Source organism: Muriicola jejuensis (genome assembly GCF_010671595.1).
GTDB lineage: Bacteria > Bacteroidota > Bacteroidia > Flavobacteriales > Flavobacteriaceae > Muriicola > Muriicola jejuensis.
The window spans coordinates 1,315,953-1,331,201 of the sequence record NZ_JAABOP010000001.1 but is presented as its reverse complement, the minus strand read 5'-3'; the positions used below and the strand labels follow the sequence as shown (position 1 = coordinate 1,331,201).

At 38.5% G+C, this 15,249-nt stretch carries 15 protein-coding genes and 1 tRNA gene; 5 read left to right on the top strand and 11 right to left on the bottom strand.

Annotated elements, in window-relative coordinates; translation table 11 throughout:
* Positions 1 to 19 precede the first annotated feature (19 nt).
* Together GWK09_RS05850 and GWK09_RS05845 are read left to right on the top strand one after the other, a co-directional pair.
* Positions 20 to 565: a hypothetical protein gene (locus GWK09_RS05850; protein ID WP_163692053.1), complete on the top strand. Its 546-nt coding sequence runs from the start codon at positions 20 to 22 to the stop codon at positions 563 to 565.
* Between the two features lie 8 nt (positions 566 to 573).
* Positions 574 to 1,839: a DGQHR domain-containing protein gene (locus GWK09_RS05845; protein ID WP_163692052.1), complete on the top strand. Its 1,266-nt coding sequence runs from the start codon at positions 574 to 576 to the stop codon at positions 1,837 to 1,839.
* 17 nt (positions 1,840 to 1,856) lie between these two features.
* Here GWK09_RS05845 and GWK09_RS05840 read toward each other — a convergent pair whose 3' ends face one another.
* From GWK09_RS05840 to GWK09_RS05820, 5 genes are all read right to left on the bottom strand, one after another.
* Positions 1,857 to 3,341, bottom strand: coding sequence for a DUF2779 domain-containing protein (locus tag GWK09_RS05840; protein WP_163692051.1), 1,485 nt, complete (start codon positions 3,339 to 3,341; stop codon positions 1,857 to 1,859).
* Between the two features lie 11 nt (positions 3,342 to 3,352).
* Entirely contained in the window at positions 3,353 to 3,841 is a 489-nt protein-coding gene (locus GWK09_RS05835) for a hypothetical protein (RefSeq protein ID WP_163692050.1), read from the bottom strand.
* 110 nt (positions 3,842 to 3,951) lie between these two features.
* Positions 3,952 to 4,833 carry an 8-oxoguanine DNA glycosylase OGG fold protein gene (locus tag GWK09_RS05830; RefSeq protein ID WP_346770606.1) on the bottom strand — a complete coding sequence of 294 codons (882 nt, stop codon included), beginning with the start codon at positions 4,831 to 4,833 and terminating at the stop codon, positions 3,952 to 3,954.
* A gap of 211 nt (positions 4,834 to 5,044) precedes the next feature.
* A complete protein-coding gene (locus GWK09_RS05825; protein WP_163692048.1) occupies positions 5,045 to 5,506 on the bottom strand; it encodes a 5' nucleotidase, NT5C type in 462 nt (153 codons plus the stop codon).
* 27 nt (positions 5,507 to 5,533) lie between these two features.
* On the bottom strand, positions 5,534 to 6,001 hold the full coding sequence (locus GWK09_RS05820; protein WP_163692047.1) for a 5' nucleotidase, NT5C type: 468 nt from the start codon (positions 5,999 to 6,001) through the stop codon (positions 5,534 to 5,536).
* A gap of 74 nt (positions 6,002 to 6,075) precedes the next feature.
* Between GWK09_RS05820 and GWK09_RS05815 the strand changes: the two genes are divergently transcribed.
* Entirely contained in the window at positions 6,076 to 7,056 is a 981-nt protein-coding gene (locus tag GWK09_RS05815; protein WP_163692046.1) for a helix-turn-helix transcriptional regulator, read from the top strand.
* Between the two features lie 38 nt (positions 7,057 to 7,094).
* On the opposite strand, the gene GWK09_RS05810 is transcribed toward GWK09_RS05815, so the two are convergent.
* The 3 genes from GWK09_RS05810 to GWK09_RS05800 all read right to left on the bottom strand — a co-directional run bounded on the left by GWK09_RS05810 (position 7,095) and on the right by GWK09_RS05800 (position 10,983).
* Complete coding sequence (locus GWK09_RS05810) at positions 7,095 to 9,224, bottom strand: BspA family leucine-rich repeat surface protein (protein ID WP_163692045.1); 2,130 nt, start codon at positions 9,222 to 9,224, stop codon at positions 7,095 to 7,097.
* A gap of 213 nt (positions 9,225 to 9,437) precedes the next feature.
* On the bottom strand, positions 9,438 to 10,646 hold the full coding sequence (locus tag GWK09_RS05805; protein ID WP_163692044.1) for a site-specific integrase: 1,209 nt from the start codon (positions 10,644 to 10,646) through the stop codon (positions 9,438 to 9,440).
* A gap of 263 nt (positions 10,647 to 10,909) precedes the next feature.
* A tRNA-Ile gene (locus GWK09_RS05800) sits at positions 10,910 to 10,983 on the bottom strand.
* Between the two features lie 268 nt (positions 10,984 to 11,251).
* Between GWK09_RS05800 and hemG the strand changes: the two genes are divergently transcribed.
* Positions 11,252 to 11,779, top strand: coding sequence for a menaquinone-dependent protoporphyrinogen IX dehydrogenase (gene hemG, locus GWK09_RS05795; protein WP_163692043.1), 528 nt, complete (start codon positions 11,252 to 11,254; stop codon positions 11,777 to 11,779).
* Between the two features lie 63 nt (positions 11,780 to 11,842).
* On the opposite strand, the gene GWK09_RS05790 is transcribed toward hemG, so the two are convergent.
* Complete coding sequence (locus GWK09_RS05790) at positions 11,843 to 12,625, bottom strand: formyl transferase (protein WP_163692042.1); 783 nt, start codon at positions 12,623 to 12,625, stop codon at positions 11,843 to 11,845.
* A gap of 136 nt (positions 12,626 to 12,761) precedes the next feature.
* Here GWK09_RS05790 and GWK09_RS05785 point away from each other — a divergent pair, with 136 nt between their 5' ends.
* Positions 12,762 to 13,619: a glycoside hydrolase family 16 protein gene (locus GWK09_RS05785; protein ID WP_163692041.1), complete on the top strand. Its 858-nt coding sequence runs from the start codon at positions 12,762 to 12,764 to the stop codon at positions 13,617 to 13,619.
* A 58-nt stretch (positions 13,620 to 13,677) separates the two neighbouring features.
* Here GWK09_RS05785 and GWK09_RS05780 read toward each other — a convergent pair whose 3' ends face one another.
* Together GWK09_RS05780 and GWK09_RS05775 are read right to left on the bottom strand one after the other, a co-directional pair.
* The gene (locus tag GWK09_RS05780; protein ID WP_163692040.1) at positions 13,678 to 14,403 is read right to left on the bottom strand and encodes a DUF6090 family protein; all 726 of its coding nucleotides are present in this window, start codon (positions 14,401 to 14,403) and stop codon (positions 13,678 to 13,680) included.
* Positions 14,404 to 14,479: 76 nt separating this feature from the next.
* On the bottom strand, positions 14,480 to 15,241 hold the full coding sequence (locus GWK09_RS05775; RefSeq protein ID WP_163692039.1) for a DUF6090 family protein: 762 nt from the start codon (positions 15,239 to 15,241) through the stop codon (positions 14,480 to 14,482).
* Between the last annotated feature and the right edge of the window lie 8 nt (positions 15,242 to 15,249).

The following is a 15,249-nucleotide window of genomic DNA, read 5'->3' as shown; positions in this document are numbered from 1 at the left end:
GTTTAACAAATAATACAATATGCTTGATATCAAAGAAAATTTGGGTACAATTCAGGAGGCCTTTATCTACACTATGGTTACAGTCTTTCTTAGTCTATTACCATTTATTATTCTATATGCCCTAATCTATTTCAGCGGGTTGGACCTTCCTCGTTTATTAGAAATTATAGGACGAGGTGAGTTAATAATTGTATGTGTAAGTATTGGAGCGGGAATTATTTATACTTTGGTTAATACTAATCGACAAAGTAAAGTGCCTCTTTTTCATCTGGCCTTTTGGGTTACTCTTGGATTTATAGTAATAGGAGTTGCAATTTATGCTGCTGAATTGAGGAGCTATTATTTAGAGGGGTTAATGGAATTAAACGATAATACAGGATTAGAAGCATCTAATAAAAGCATGGGTTTTAATAGAATCACAAAATTCTCCAAATATTTTCTAGTATGGATTTTTATAACACTATTGTATTCCAGATTCTTTGATAAAAGAAACCCAACCTCATTGGTCAGAAGTCGAAATAGGGACGAAGATGATTTGTTCAAAAAAGTGACTCCGTCAAATTAATGATTTCAATGAAATATATTCAATTGCCTTTTATTGAAATAAATCAACCAATAGGAACATTCTATATATGTTCAATGTCTTGGAAAGAACTTCTTGACATATCATTTGCTGATATAAGACAGATAGAAAAAGGAAGTGAGAATAAAGAGAATATTGATAATTATTTAGGTATTCAACGTAAAATATCCCCCAATAGGATTAAGGAAATCTCTCAATATGTTACTAATCTTGATGCCACTTTCCCAACCAGCATAATATTGCATATTAGGTCAAGATCTCTTTTTTACAAAGGAGAGGAAATAACTAACTATGACGACGAGTTTCTAGAAGAGCACGCTGAAGAAATTGAAGAAAGACAAAATGTAATAATTGAAACAAGTAAATGTATTACAACAGAAAAAGATAGCCTGGATTTAAAAAGACTGAAAATAGTTAAGGACGAAAACGTTGCGAAAATATTAGATGGTCAGCACAGGTTAGAGGGGTTAAGACAGGCCATTGAAAAAGAAGGTGAGCTCTCACAATTTGACTTGAATGCAACAATATTTGTGGATTTAGATTTAGATGATCAAGCTCAAATATTTTCAGTTATCAATAAAGCCCAAACAAAAGTCAATAAATCCCTCGTTTATGACTTATATGAATATGCAAATCATCCAAGCCCCCAAAAAACCGCTCATGATATTATTCGCGTTCTTAATAGATCTTCAAAAAGTCCTTTTTATAGAAAAATAAAAATCTTAGGAACAGCAAGTGAGGAAAACAAAGAAACTGAAACTATTGCCCAAGCAACTCTGGCTGAATTAATAATTGATAGCATATCTAAGGATCCTATGGACGACAGGGATCTTCTAAAAAGAAAATCAATTTTTAAAACTGGAGGGTTAAAAAAAACTAATGATCCAAAAGTGCTTAGTAGGAGAATATTTAGAAACTTATTTATAGATGATCAAACAGACGTTATCTATAAAATAATTAACAATTATTATTCGGCTGTTGCTAGTAGGTGGAATCACGCGTGGTATAATGAGCCCACTATCGACAGGAATATTTTATCTAAATCTACTGGTGTGATCGCATTATTTAGGTTTTTACGATACCTATATAATAAGATGGGGAAAAGGGACGAACTTGTAAGTGAGAAAGAATTTAAAAATGTTTTTGATGGTATTCTATTAGACGACAAAGATTTTACTACAGACAAATTTAAACCAGGATCTTCTGGGCAAAGTGCCCTTTTCAAGACTCTTGTTGAAAAATTTGAAAACCCTTAAACGGAAATTCAGTTTCTTCACAGTAATTTTTTCAATTCATTTAAAATATTTACCATCCCCCAAGTATCCATCATACAATATTCTTTCAAGGCTTCCCTTATATTTTGAATGTCCCCATTAAAGATTCCACTTACCATTTGGCTAAAAATAATGCTTGCAGAACCACCCTCTCGGATTTCTAATTCATCATATGAAAGCTCTGGAACAAGGGCTGGAAGCACATATTTAATGGAATAACTCCCTTTCATTTCTGGAGTGTAATACCATTTATTCTTAAAGGGAATCATGAGGTCTTTTAGCCGCTTTCTGACAGCATTAATTTCTTTCTCATATTGTGGAAATGCTCTTTGAAGATCTTTTAATTTACCCTCTTCGAAACCTTGATTGTAAACCAAAATATCTCCTTTGGTTCCAAGGTCATCTATCAACTTTTCTACGAATGGGATTCTTGGGTCTTTATCCTGGTCAGCTTCTGCCAAAAACTCTCGATGTTCTATGATACCATCCTCTTGTTCAATATGTAGGGAGTATTGAAAAGGTACTTGTTGATAGGGTCTGCTGTGGTCATAAACAGGAACCGCAAAGGACATGGTTTCAAAATCCAGGTGATATAATGGATAGCTAAGATTACTAACAAAGTCCTTGATTTTTATATGATCTATATGACTTAATCCATTTTGCTCGCTTTCTACTTGTAGATGCTGATGGGCACTGAATGAAACCTCGGTCAGATTTACTTCTTCTAAAGTTAGTATACCCTGATCGTAGAGTTCAAACTTCCTATTCACCCGTAAGTTGGCAATATTAAAAATGGAATAGTCAGGCACGTGGTTCCAACAATAACCTTTAAAATCACAGGAGTAGGGGTCATCACAGTGAGGGCCAATGTCAATGTTGGGAGCCATATCACCTTCAATAACCTGCTTAAATCTTTTGATTTTTTCAGGGATTCCACCTTGTAAAGCTATTACCCTGCCAAAGACAGATTCGATTGTAAAAAGCTGGTGAATGTCAATTGGTCCTTGCTTTACATATTGATTGTTGATATGTACAATAGAAATATCTACCAAATCAATTCCTGAATTGACTATAGTGAAGTACTGAATGGCAGCATCGTGGATATTAACTTCCTTGACTGATGTAGAGCTTTTTACTTCATATCCCTTCCATCCATCCTCATCTTTAACCAGGATATCCAATGCGGCCAACACTCCATTGTATTGAAAGGTGGCTTCATAAATTCTGGCTTCTCCAGCTTCCAAGAAACTTTTAGTCTTCTGGACTGATTCTTGCATTTCATAGTGGCTGGAAGGGGAGGCGTCTACTCCTACAGGAAATAATTTTTGTGCCAATAATCCTATTTCCGTACCCTGGTCAAATATGGCTTGCTGTTGGGCTGAAATCTCATCCTTTAGGTCATAATGATGTTTATAGAGGAATAGGGACTTTTCGCATTGCAGCCCTCTTAAAAAAGTAGATTTTGAAAGCTTATACTTATCCATTGTATAAAAATTTAAGCGGCTCGAAAATATCCCTCTACATGGGCAACACCCTCACCCCTTAGAACCAACGGGGTTTTATGAAAATTAAAAAGACGCATAGCATACCTTGGTACATCATCAAAGGCTGTGATTAAAAAGGGATAATTAATTCCCCCATAAAAATCATCCATGCCATGCTTATCAATAAACCACTGAATGCCTGCTTTTCTGGTATCAATTTGCCAGAAATCATAACCATATTTCAACATGAAATACAGAAAGTCCAAATCCCTAGAATCAAAATCTACAGATTTCTCCCAATAGAATGACTCATCAAAACAGAAGGGATACCATCTCATATCAGGATATCCTGCGTTATGGGCAAAAACACACTTTGCCTCATTCATCTTGCTATAGTTAGCTAGAAGACCTTCCTTTTCTATACTATCACGACAAGAGGCATAAGACACATGATACACATAACGAAGGGGGGCAATCTTCCTGTAGACTGGTGCTTCCATAATCTTGCGAGTTTTTTTTAGTTATCTGGAAGCAAAGCTAAATTCTAATAATGACAAATCGTGTCTACCAAAAAATCTATTTTCAAATATTTTTTAAAACGAGCTATGATTTAATTATCAAACAATCTAGCTAGATTCTTATTTATTGCTTCAAGTAGGACTACTCTAGGATTACTTTTATTTCTGTTTTTCTTACTCCTTAATTCTTTGCCGAACAAATACTCTTCCAGACTATTAACTTTTATTCCATAATTGCTTGCGAGAACATTCATTCTATTTACGTAATCCGCATAAGCCTCTTCTTCAAAATTGTCCTTTATCGAAATATCGAGATTAGAGGAGTTTCTTTTAATTTTGATACTCAACCCCATCTCTGTGTAATTTGCAGACTCTGTCGATAATTTACTTAATTGGTTTTTACTATAGAACTGAGTAAGCTTGTCGATTTCATTTTCTTCGACCAGCAATTCAACGTGAATTAGCTTGGTCCATTTATCATAAATAAGAGGCATTACTTCCATGTTGTTTGCCAAACCTTGGAAAAACAAAATTTTCGTGAAATATGATGATCCTATTCCAGGAATCTTATAGTCCGAATTGAATAATTGATAAGCCCCCTTGATGTTGGAATTTTCTAATTCCTTTTTAGAGGCTATTAGTGCATTCTCTATATTGATTTTACCATGATTTAGGGCACAGTAAAAAGGGGTTCTAGTTTTGTCTCCTTTATATCCCTTTTGTGGCCTTTCAGCGTTAATTTTACCCCACATCATAGTAAAGGCAAAAGCTTCATAGTATTTACTTTCTTTGTACAAGTTGATGATGTATTCTCTATCTAAAATCTCTGGTATATTGTGATTTTCAATGATTTTTCTAAAATCTCTAATCTCTTTCAAAGATTCGTTTTGGCTATACTCTCGCCAACTAAAACCCTGTTGTTTGTGGTTTCGAATTTTATTGGTGCTATTTTTAATGTAATTCACTATTGACATAGAACAATTCTTTATTTTAAGATTCTGTGAACAATCCTTTTATAATCCAGTAAATCATAAGAGGCCAGATAATAATATACAGCACTCTATCTATATTGCTAAGAATCGCTTTGTCTTCTTCATCCAACTTAATCTTATAAATTTCCGAGATAACAATACTCACAAACAAACCTGAAACGAGATAAAAGACCAAATATTCCATAAATAAGACCTATTGGTTAATATTAGCAAAATAATCCATAACACTCATCCAGTCAGGGTAATCCTTACTCCCAAAGTGGATCCATTTTCCCTTAAACTCAGACGCCCCATTGAACCTTCTATCATCTATCAGATAGTCACCAATCATAAGATGCTTCTGGTGGCTTAGGATCAATCGTTTTCTGATCTTCCTGGTTTCAAAATACTTGTCAATCCAGAGTCTCTTGTGCATCCATGCTTCCGGATTGTCCCATGGAGCCGTAGAGAGAAAGTAGACATCGTAGTTGGGGGTATCCAATAGTGTGTTTACACTTTCAATGGCTCCTTCAATAGGCACTAGGTCCTTGTAAATACCTGGGATGGTATCGGGTCTTCCCCTAAAGGGAGTTGTTCTCGATAAGGGATGATTTGACCTGGCTTTTTCAAAGTCTGCCATAACCCCATCCATATCGATATAAATGATTTTTTTCATAGTTGAATTTGTAGTTATATTAATTATTTAATTCGATGTTTGACTCATCAAATATTTCATTACCTCTTTCCATCTTGGGAATTGCGGGTCAACTCCAATTTGAATCCACTCTCCTTGAAAATTCTTTGATCCATATTGCCAGCTCTGATCAATAAGATAGTCTCCTCTTAATAAGTGTTTTTGATGACTCAGAATTAATCGTCCCCTTACCTTTTTCAACTTAAAAAGCTGACATAACCATTCCTTCTTTTCTGACCATGCGTCGGTATCTCCCCAAATAGGGGTCGAAATGAAATAGACATTAAACTCTTCTATATTCAAAAGAGACTCCACAGCTTGAACACCTCCTTCTGCTGGGGGTACCATTTCATACATGGCGGACCTAAACTCGTAATTATGGTTGTGTACAATTGATTTTATTTGTTGAAACATCTTGGACTCAAGTTCTGCCAGGATACCATCAATGTTGACATAAATTATCTTTTTCCTGTTCATGAGGTTAGATACTTCCTTGTTTACATTGCAAACTTAAATTGTACCTTAGACAAATCATGTCTACCTAAATTATTATGTCGAAATACCCAAATATTGAGCGGCTTGTTTTAATTAAGAATCTACTCTCTGTTAGGCCCCGGTCATCTGCAGAATTATTAAGTCACATAGAGGAAAAGGGTGGATTGATTGAAAGTGCAAGAACAATTGCCAGGGATATAAAAGTCCTCAGAGATCTTGGGTATGAGATAGAAAATCCCACAAAGATCAGAGGGTATCTTTTAGTTAACACAGGCTATAAAGAAGACCTGTTGGAGAGGTACAACGATTATTTGAAGCTTTCAAAACTTCCAGAAACGAAGAATGAAGATGGACTGATTACCACACCTCAGTTAAGGGGGGTGGAAATGCTTCCGAATCTTTTTAAAGCGGTAGATGATTTTTATGAAATCGAATTTGACCATAAAGGGTATACCTCTAAAACAAAAAAAACCTCAGAATTTCTTACATGGCGTGTATTCCCTCTGTTGCTAAAGGAATATCAGAGCAAATGGCACCTCCACACTTATGTTCCCTCTTTAACAGAAAACAACTTCAGAACTTTTGGAATTGATCGAATGTCCAATCTAAAGCTGTTAGCAAAGTTCGATCCGAATAGAGTTCCTAATGCGGATGAAGAAATAGAGCTTTTCAAGAAAAGGCTTGGAAGTGCCAAGCCATTGGACGATTATAATTACCAAGATTTAAAAGGCCAACCACAATTTATTAAAATCTGGGTCTCTTCGTTTTATCTAAATTATTTAAAAGCAAAAAAACTTCATTTCACTCAAAATATAACCAATGAAACCAAGGTGCTGTTGAACTTTGCAGAGAAGAAGGAAATGACCTATACATTGGTCACATATCTCCTTGTGCCCAACTATGACTTGATAAAGGTAATTGTTGCAGGTCTCGGAGATATTATTTTGGAACAACCAGAAAGTTTAAAAGTGTATATCTCAAACAAATTCAATGGACTAATATCAAAAATAATAATAGATAAAAATCCGCACCGGTAAGAGGTACGGGAAACGTATGAATTTAAAATCCTTAAATATTATCCCCCTGGACAGGTTCCCCATATAGGTTTATTAGCAGCTTCAAGACTACTGTTACTGGAAAAATTTGAAGGTTCACTTTGTATTAACTCTACACACCAACTTGAAAGATTTTGATTAAATAGAAGTGCCCCATTAAACATACTATCCATGGTATATACGGAAGCCGTATTCCAATTGGACAAGTCTTGGTTAAATGATTCTGCTCCGATAAACATAAATGCCATAGATGTAACAGAACTAGTATCCCAACTATTGAGAGGTTGATTAAATGATGTTGCGCTTCCGAACATTGCCTCCATGCCTATAACATTAGAAACATTCCAGGAGTCAATGGGTTGATTAAATGAATATGCTCGCTCAAACATGATATACATATACTGAACATTCGAAACATTCCAGGAGCCTATTGGCTGGTTGAAAGAGTGCGCGTTTTGGAACATACCTTGCATATTTACAACTTTAGATACATCCCAAACTCCAATAGGCTGATTAAAAGCAGTAGCGCCATTGAACATATCAAACATGTCATTAACATTGGATACGTCCCAATTACTTATGTCCAAATTAAATTCCGCGTTATTCTGAAATAGACCTGACATTGAAGTCACAAAAGTGGTAACAGCCAATGTGACATCCTCCCCAGATGCGATCATTTGCCTGAGTGTACTTTCATCAACTACGACATATTCCTTACCATCAATTATTTTCCTGTCATTGATAAGAGCATATTCTCTGGCCTTTATTGTAATTCCATTTACATCTTTATAGATATAGTCATCACATCCTGTTGCGTTCACTTCAGTACCTATAGGTGTTCCTGGACACTGATCTTGAGAATCTAATACACCATCACCGTCGGTATCCCTTTGATCTGGAGCACAACCATCAGCATCAATACCATCTCCTTGCCATGTTGTACCAGGACAAAGATCTAGAGAATCTAATACCCCATCTCCGTCCGTATCCCTCTGATCAGCCGCACAACCTTGGGCATTTACCTCAGATCCAACAATAGTATCGGGGCACTGATCTTCTGAATCTAATACACCATCACCGTCGGTATCCCTCTGATTTGCAGCACATCCTTGTTGATTGACTTCAAGACCTGGATCTGTATTTTCACACTGATCAATATCGTCGGTAATCCCATCCTGATCTGTATCTAATTGAGATTCTGCACAGCCTGTAGAACTTACTGCTTCACCAGGTGATGAATCGGGGCATTGATCAATATCATCGGTAATTCCATCCAAGTCCAGGTCACTAAGAAATTTACCATTAGGTTTTTTTATGCTATCCAAATAACTGCTTTGAAATGACTCCGCTGTCAAATTAGGGTAAGCTCTTGAGTATTTATTTAGGACATTTTGAATTAAGTTTTCCTTATCCAAAAATCTTAATTGTCCTGCTATATCATCTATTATCTCCTGGTCAACAATATTGCCATTATTCTTGAACTCCAATGCTAGCTTACTAAGTAAAACAGAAACTTCACTAACACTTCTATTTCCCTGTATCACTGCAGAAAGGACTAAGAGTATTTTACTTGTTTCATCTCCTTTAACGAAGCTGAATTCTTCAGCATTTGTGAGGTTTATGGGGGAGCTTATATCGAAGGCCTCTAAAATTTCGTTTAATGCTTGTTCCTTGGATTCATCAAAAGTAAGACCTTCCTCAAGGTATAGATATCTTACCCTATCTGCTTCCATATGGGTAAGAATATTCACATTTATTGAATTATTAAATTTAGATAACGCCACAAGAGATATCCTGTTTTGTGTATTTTCATTAGTAACCTCGTTCCAATAAAAGCCCTCTCCTGTAACTCGTGCATATGCTTCAGCTATCCCTGTGGCACTTAGCTCATAATTACCAAAATCGTCATCAATATTTGTTGAGAAACTTCTTCCTGTTTGATTTAGTTCATCATCGATTTCGAAAAATGTTAAGGATGATCCAGCAACGAAACTACCTTTTGAAACAGATCCAGATATTTCAAACGACTGGGATTGATTAGGGGTGTTCGGGTTTGTATTCGGATCTTCTGAATTTTTACTACAACTAATCAATAGTAATATTGAATAGAGGATAGTTAATAAACTGGATTTAGGTACTTGTAAACTCATAGGATTTGGAGTCTTTAAGAGGTATAGAGAGGCATTAATAACAAAATTCGCTATTTATAAATCAATCCTTTATGACACTTATCTCAAAGGATCATCCTGGTTCTGGTGATTATAGAGTATAAACTATAGTCCAAAGCAATCTTCGAATAATTTTCAAACGAACATATTATACAAATATTCTACTAGTGGTGTCTATAATACTTCAAAATATAGTTATTTCAATTCCTTAGCAATCCTCCTCATCTCCTCACTCACTCTCTTCTGAACAATTTTACCATAATATTCCTGAGTGATCTTGATACTGGAATGTCCTAACAGTTCACTAACAATCTCCATGGAAACATTATTGTTTAGAAGCACTATAGAGGCAAAAGTTTTTCTGGCTGTATGATGGGTAATTCTTTTCTTAATGCCCAAAATACCTGCAATTTCCTTCAGATAGGAATTGATCTTTTGGTTGCTAATTCTGGGAAGTAGAAACTCTGAGTCATTCTGATATAAATATAGAAGGGTTTTAGCTTTAGGTAAAAGTGGAACAGAAACCAACTTTCCTGTTTTTCCTCGTTTCATTTTAATCCACTGATTTCCATCAAATCCATTTACGAGGTGTTCTTGCCTCAAATTGGCCATTTCATTATAGGGCAGTCCTGTATAGCAACAGAAAACAAAAAGGTTCTTAACCAGTTCCAACCGAGGCTGTTTAAATGTATGGTTTTCAAATACCGTCAACTCTTCCTGGGTAAGGAAAACGACCTCCTTTTTTACTCTTCCTGGTTTGTAGAGCATAAAAGGGTCTTGCTTAATATATTCTTCGGCAACTGCAATCCTAATAGGTTTTCTAAAGCGTTGAATGCACTTGTTAATGGTAATCTGACTTTGGCTTCGCTCTGTCTTCAGGTAGTACTCAAAATCATGTAAGAACTGTAGATTAAGTTCTTTCATGGGGAGATCATGCTGACCAAACTTCCATTTAATGTAATCCCTTGCTTGCTTATGGGCATAATTAAATTTCTTCCAGGTTCCTAGTTGCAGGTCTATTCCAATAAGTCTCCTTTGCTTTTGTAAAAACTCCTGAAAATAATCTATTACGTAAGCCTCTTTTCGTTTCTCAGTTACTTTGAAGTAAGCATCATAGATGTCCTGTACGCTAAAATCTTCCTTTTGCAATTGTACCTGTAAAAACTCTTTCTTAAGGTTAGAGGCAATGATCTCCAATTGCAGGTTGATCTGCTCATTTTTAAGCTCTCCAGGAGATGCTTTTTGCTTTTTGGACATCCATTGTCTTGGACTAATAAACTCCCCTGTAGTGAACTCTTTTCGCTTTCCTAGATAGGTTATTCTGCAACGGATAGGACAGACGCCTGATTTGTTCGTTCTAACTTTCTGTAGGTAGAATAGGATTGATAGTGTTTTTTGTTTCATGACCAATTGATTTAAGTGTTAAACAATTGGCACACAATTCATTACAAAAAATGGTACACCTAAAAGTGTTAAAATCGCTAATGGTACACCTAATTTTTAGGATAGGGTACCCGAATTGTACACCTATTTTTTGCCTTAAAAAGTTGACAAGTTGACTTTTCTGGAAAGTGCAGTTAGTGCAATCAGTGCAATTAATTCACTGAAAGACATTGCATTAAACAAAAAAATCCAGCCGTTTCAAATAGACTGGATTTCTTACTAAGTGGTCCCACCTGGGCTCGAACCAGGGACCCCCTGATTATGAGTCAGGTGCTCTAACCAGCTGAGCTATAGGACCATTGAAATATCATTATGTGAAGAACTATGGTATTCGGTTATCTATCCAGAAGCGAGCCTGTCTGCCGCAGGCAGGCTTTGCTCTGCTTCTGGAAGGGGACTGCAATATTACTACTTATTTTGGGATGCTGCAATACCGAACACTCAACAAAATTGCCCTTATTCTATCGCAAGAAAGGGTTTGCAGCGCAGATAAAAGATCAAAAAACAGTAGCTTAGGGCTCGCTTAGTCAGAATTTCAAGATCCATCTTATAGATCCTTTTAAGATATGAAACATAAAACCGCCCTGATATACGCCACCGTGGATGGCCATACACGTAAAATATGCGAAAAATTACAAAAGGTAATCCAGGGAAATGGTCAGTCTATTGATCTCATCAATATCGAGGACTTTGACGGGGACCTCGCACCTTATGACAAGATAATCCTAGGCGCGAGCATCCGTTACGGGGTGCACGACAAAAAGATCGTCGAACTGATCAATACACGGCAAGAGGAACTGGAATCCAAAAAAACCGCCTTTTTCTCTGTAAATCTGGTGGCCCGCAAGCCGGAAAAAAGCAATCCGGAAACCAACCCCTACGTGGTTAAGTTCTTTAAGAAGATTTCCTGGAGACCCGATATGGCAGAAACCTTTGCAGGGATGCTCGATTATCCCCGCTATTCCTTCTTTGACCGCACCATGATCCGACTCATCATGTGGATGACCAAAGGCCCCACCGATCCTACAACGGTGAAGGAATACACCAACTGGGAAAAGGTTGAGGCCTTTGGAAAACGACTGGCCGGTTTGTGATCCTGGAATAAAAATTGTTCCGACGGAACAATCCTCATGAGAAAATATAGAATATATCCGAATTCATTTTACTCCTTTAATCCATCTTTTGTACAAATAAAACCACAACGTAGGGTGGTAATAAAGCCTATTGTTTATTTCTTTTTTGGTATTAGCTTTTGTCTTCAGACTATTTGATTGAATATCCCGAATAGATCTTTTTAGGAGAGGTATGGCTTTTGCCAATTGAAGATAAGTATAGGTCATAAAATTATCCCGTGGGGTAATTTCATTGGTAATATTATCTTGATATAAGATATTGCCAGTATCAATCCCTTCATCTACCAAGTGAACGGTCACCCCACAGTTTTCCCTGTCATCATTTATAAGTGCCCAATAGGCACCGTGTAGTCCTCTGTATAATGGGGTTATTCCCGAGTGAATATTGATGAATCTGGCATTGATGGTATTCAGGGTCTTTTTGGATAGAATTCGGGTAGTGACAATCACCACAATATCAGGGTTTAACCTTTTCAATAGATTTCGTCCTTCTTCAGAATTGATCGTATTCACCTTTGTGGTTTTCTCAGGCTCGTAGTCCCTCTCCCGGATTCCGTTTGCGTCCAGGATCTCCTGAAATCGTCCTTTTGATCTTCTGTTCAATTGGGAAACCACCAGGATTCTGAATAATACCTGACCAATCACGTGAAGAAGACCCAGTCGTTTGATCCTTCGTCTTAATAATTTACGGGTACTCTCCCCCCTGTCCACGATGATATGCTCAATATTGAATTCAGATGCCAGGCTGTGGTATACCATTTTAGGGTAATACCAATCCCCAACCAACATGATGATTCTTTTCTCCATTGGAGTCAATTTATATCTTCTTCAAAGATAAACTCAATGCTTCTTTTTTATGCATTAAAACCAGTGCTCAGTTGCGAAGTCGAATTATTAAAATAAGTTATGTACATTAGATACTATCGAAAGAAAATATTGATCAATGATAAATAGAATAATTACAATAGTCTTTTTCCTTCTTCTAACCTTTGGTTGTAAATCCAAAAAAGAGAAAGAAAAGGTAGCTGAGATATCAGAAAAGACCGCCTGGGAAACCGATTTTCGGGACGACTTCGACACTTTCAATTCCGAGAACTGGCAGGACCAGCGGATCTGGGTCAACAATGAGCTTCAATGCTATGTCCCGGACGGGGAATACGGCACCCGGGAGGTGAGTGATGGCACCCTTAAACTGAAGGTGGTCAACGTGGGAGAAGCACTGCCCTGCGATAACCTGGACAAACACGGGACACAACATCCGGATACCCCCTATATGGCCGGGCGGATCTGTTCCAAGAACCGTAAGGAATTCATCAAGGGAAAATGGACGGCCCGTTTGCGCCTGCACGGCAACGGAGAACCCAGTATGTTCCCTGCCTGGTGGCTATTGGGCGCCCGTAACAACGAGGTCCCCGTACAGGAACCTGACGAAACTGTATGCTGGCCACTCACAGGTTCCGGGGAGATCGACATTTTCGAGCATCACGGGGATGTGATGAAAGACCACTTTACAACCGGGGCCATCAAGAGCCAGGGGGAATGTGACAAGGGCGACTGGTGGAGTTTTCGCAAAGACTTTCCGGCTACCCTGGATGAGTACCACGAGTATTCCGTGGAATGGGAAGGCAGTGACCTGGTCTACCGTTTAGACGGAGAAGAGGTGTACCGCAATGAAGGGGAAGGAGACCACTATCCCGAACCCATGTTCGCCATCCTCAACTTCGCGAAGATCACCGATAACCCCATGGAGGGAGAATGGGTGATGGAAGTGGACTGGGTGAAGCACGAGAAGCGAAAATAAATCGGACTTTGCGGGGTGTGATCCACAGTCAAACGCTTCACGCCTTACCCGCGGCACTTTACTTTTGGGCAGAACTGACAGAGTCGATCTTTGCAATCAATTCCCTGGCATTTTGTAATGCCTCTGCATGGGCATCCAGGGTAGCAGTCAGATTGATGAGATTCATCTTGAGGGTCATCAGGAACCAGGAGTCTTCCTTAATCTGTTGATTATTCAAAGGAATGGCTTTTTCTCCGAAATCCCATTCCGAAAAATGTGAACGCACATACGGGAGCCAAGCGTCTTCAAATTCCATGATATCATCGGCCAGTTCCTTTTTTATCCGACTATGGCCATGCTCGTAATACCCAACCAGGGCGTTCCTGAGCATTCTATCGTTAAGGTTGCTCATCCCGAGTTCGTTGATCAGGTCATACCCATTGGATAGTAAGGTCGTTGGCCTTTGGAGCATCACCCTGCCCAGGTCAGCATAGGTCTGTTCCGTAAAGCCTTGCTTTTCTTGCAGCACCTGGATCACACGGCTCTGAGATTCCAGGTCGTCCATCCTTATCGCAATTTCCTGATGCAAGTGCAGGGTATCCATGACCAGGTCTTCCCGAACCTCTTCCAAAGCAGCGTTCAATGCAGTTCTCAGTTTCTTATCCTCATTCCAGTTGTTTATCTGAAGGGCGATCAGGATCCCGATCACGACCAGGATGATCTCTCCAATAGCATATAAAAGGTACTTGCTTACCCGGTTTTCAGTGAGCAGTCTCTGGCGGAGTTGGCGGAAGAAGCGAAGCATGTTGGACTTTTTATTCTGGTAAAAATAGGGTTGTTATCAATTCCTTTGTGAGCATATACTTGGCTTATCAGAATCATCAATCAGAACTTATTTCGGGATAACTTGATTCCAGCAAAAGTTTCAGCTCCCCGATCTTATCCAGGCTTCTGACCAGCAACATGATGAAAGGGATCACATCCCCCTGCATGTTATTTATCACGTTATCAAATACCGGGTCAGCCAAAAGGTTTTCATGGCCCCTGTTCGGATAGTTCCTTTCATGGCGAATCCCCAGGGCCGTATTCAGGTTCCTGAAGGAATAATTGGTTATCAAATAGGGCTGCACAACCTCTTTCCACGTGTCCAGGTTATAGGAGAAGTATACGTTCAGGGCGTCATAGAGCCCGGCCAGATTCATCATTTCCTTAATAAGGTCCTTGGATTGGCTGAATTCGAAATTCTCTTCGCCCAATACGCGATCCAGCTTCCTCCGCCTCGGGGTGAAATTGCGAAATGTCAACGCCTCTATCAGGATACTATCAAAGGCCCGTTGACCCAGTTGCAGATTCTCCGTTACCAGCGTATCAGATAACACCTGTATAAATGCATTCCTGCGCCGCCAGAGTTCCAAAGTTTGATCGAGGTACTTCTCGCTTTCCAGGAGCTCCACATACAAGTCCTGGGCCACAAAAAACTCGTCTTCCCGCTTCAATCGGTCCTCATTCCAGTTGTTCACCTGCAGGGCGATCAGGATCCCGATGACCACCAGCAGGATCTCACCTGTCGCATAGAGCATGTATTTGCGGAACCTATTTTCAGCTAGCAGTTTGTTTCGTAATTCCTTAAAAAATCGAAACATCTCGTTAT

Bases quoted from the DNA above. Each gene is read 5' to 3' on its own strand.
- GWK09_RS05850 (WP_163692053.1), top strand. From the start codon at position 20: ATGCTTGATATCAAAGAAAATTTGGGTACAATTCAGGAGGCCTTTATC.
- GWK09_RS05845 (WP_163692052.1), top strand. From the start codon at position 574: ATGAAATATATTCAATTGCCTTTTATTGAAATAAATCAACCAATAGGA.
- GWK09_RS05840 (WP_163692051.1), bottom strand. From the start codon at position 3,341: ATGGATAAGTATAAGCTTTCAAAATCTACTTTTTTAAGAGGGCTGCAA.
- GWK09_RS05835 (WP_163692050.1), bottom strand. From the start codon at position 3,841: ATGGAAGCACCAGTCTACAGGAAGATTGCCCCCCTTCGTTATGTGTAT.
- GWK09_RS05830 (WP_346770606.1), bottom strand. From the start codon at position 4,833: ATGTCAATAGTGAATTACATTAAAAATAGCACCAATAAAATTCGAAAC.
- GWK09_RS05825 (WP_163692048.1), bottom strand. From the start codon at position 5,506: ATGAAAAAAATCATTTATATCGATATGGATGGGGTTATGGCAGACTTT.
- GWK09_RS05820 (WP_163692047.1), bottom strand. From the start codon at position 6,001: ATGAACAGGAAAAAGATAATTTATGTCAACATTGATGGTATCCTGGCA.
- GWK09_RS05815 (WP_163692046.1), top strand. From the start codon at position 6,076: ATGTCGAAATACCCAAATATTGAGCGGCTTGTTTTAATTAAGAATCTA.
- GWK09_RS05810 (WP_163692045.1), bottom strand. From the start codon at position 9,224: ATGAGTTTACAAGTACCTAAATCCAGTTTATTAACTATCCTCTATTCA.
- GWK09_RS05805 (WP_163692044.1), bottom strand. From the start codon at position 10,646: ATGAAACAAAAAACACTATCAATCCTATTCTACCTACAGAAAGTTAGA.
- hemG (WP_163692043.1), top strand. From the start codon at position 11,252: ATGAAACATAAAACCGCCCTGATATACGCCACCGTGGATGGCCATACA.
- GWK09_RS05790 (WP_163692042.1), bottom strand. From the start codon at position 12,625: ATGGAGAAAAGAATCATCATGTTGGTTGGGGATTGGTATTACCCTAAA.
- GWK09_RS05785 (WP_163692041.1), top strand. From the start codon at position 12,762: ATGATAAATAGAATAATTACAATAGTCTTTTTCCTTCTTCTAACCTTT.
- GWK09_RS05780 (WP_163692040.1), bottom strand. From the start codon at position 14,403: ATGCTTCGCTTCTTCCGCCAACTCCGCCAGAGACTGCTCACTGAAAAC.
- GWK09_RS05775 (WP_163692039.1), bottom strand. From the start codon at position 15,241: ATGTTTCGATTTTTTAAGGAATTACGAAACAAACTGCTAGCTGAAAAT.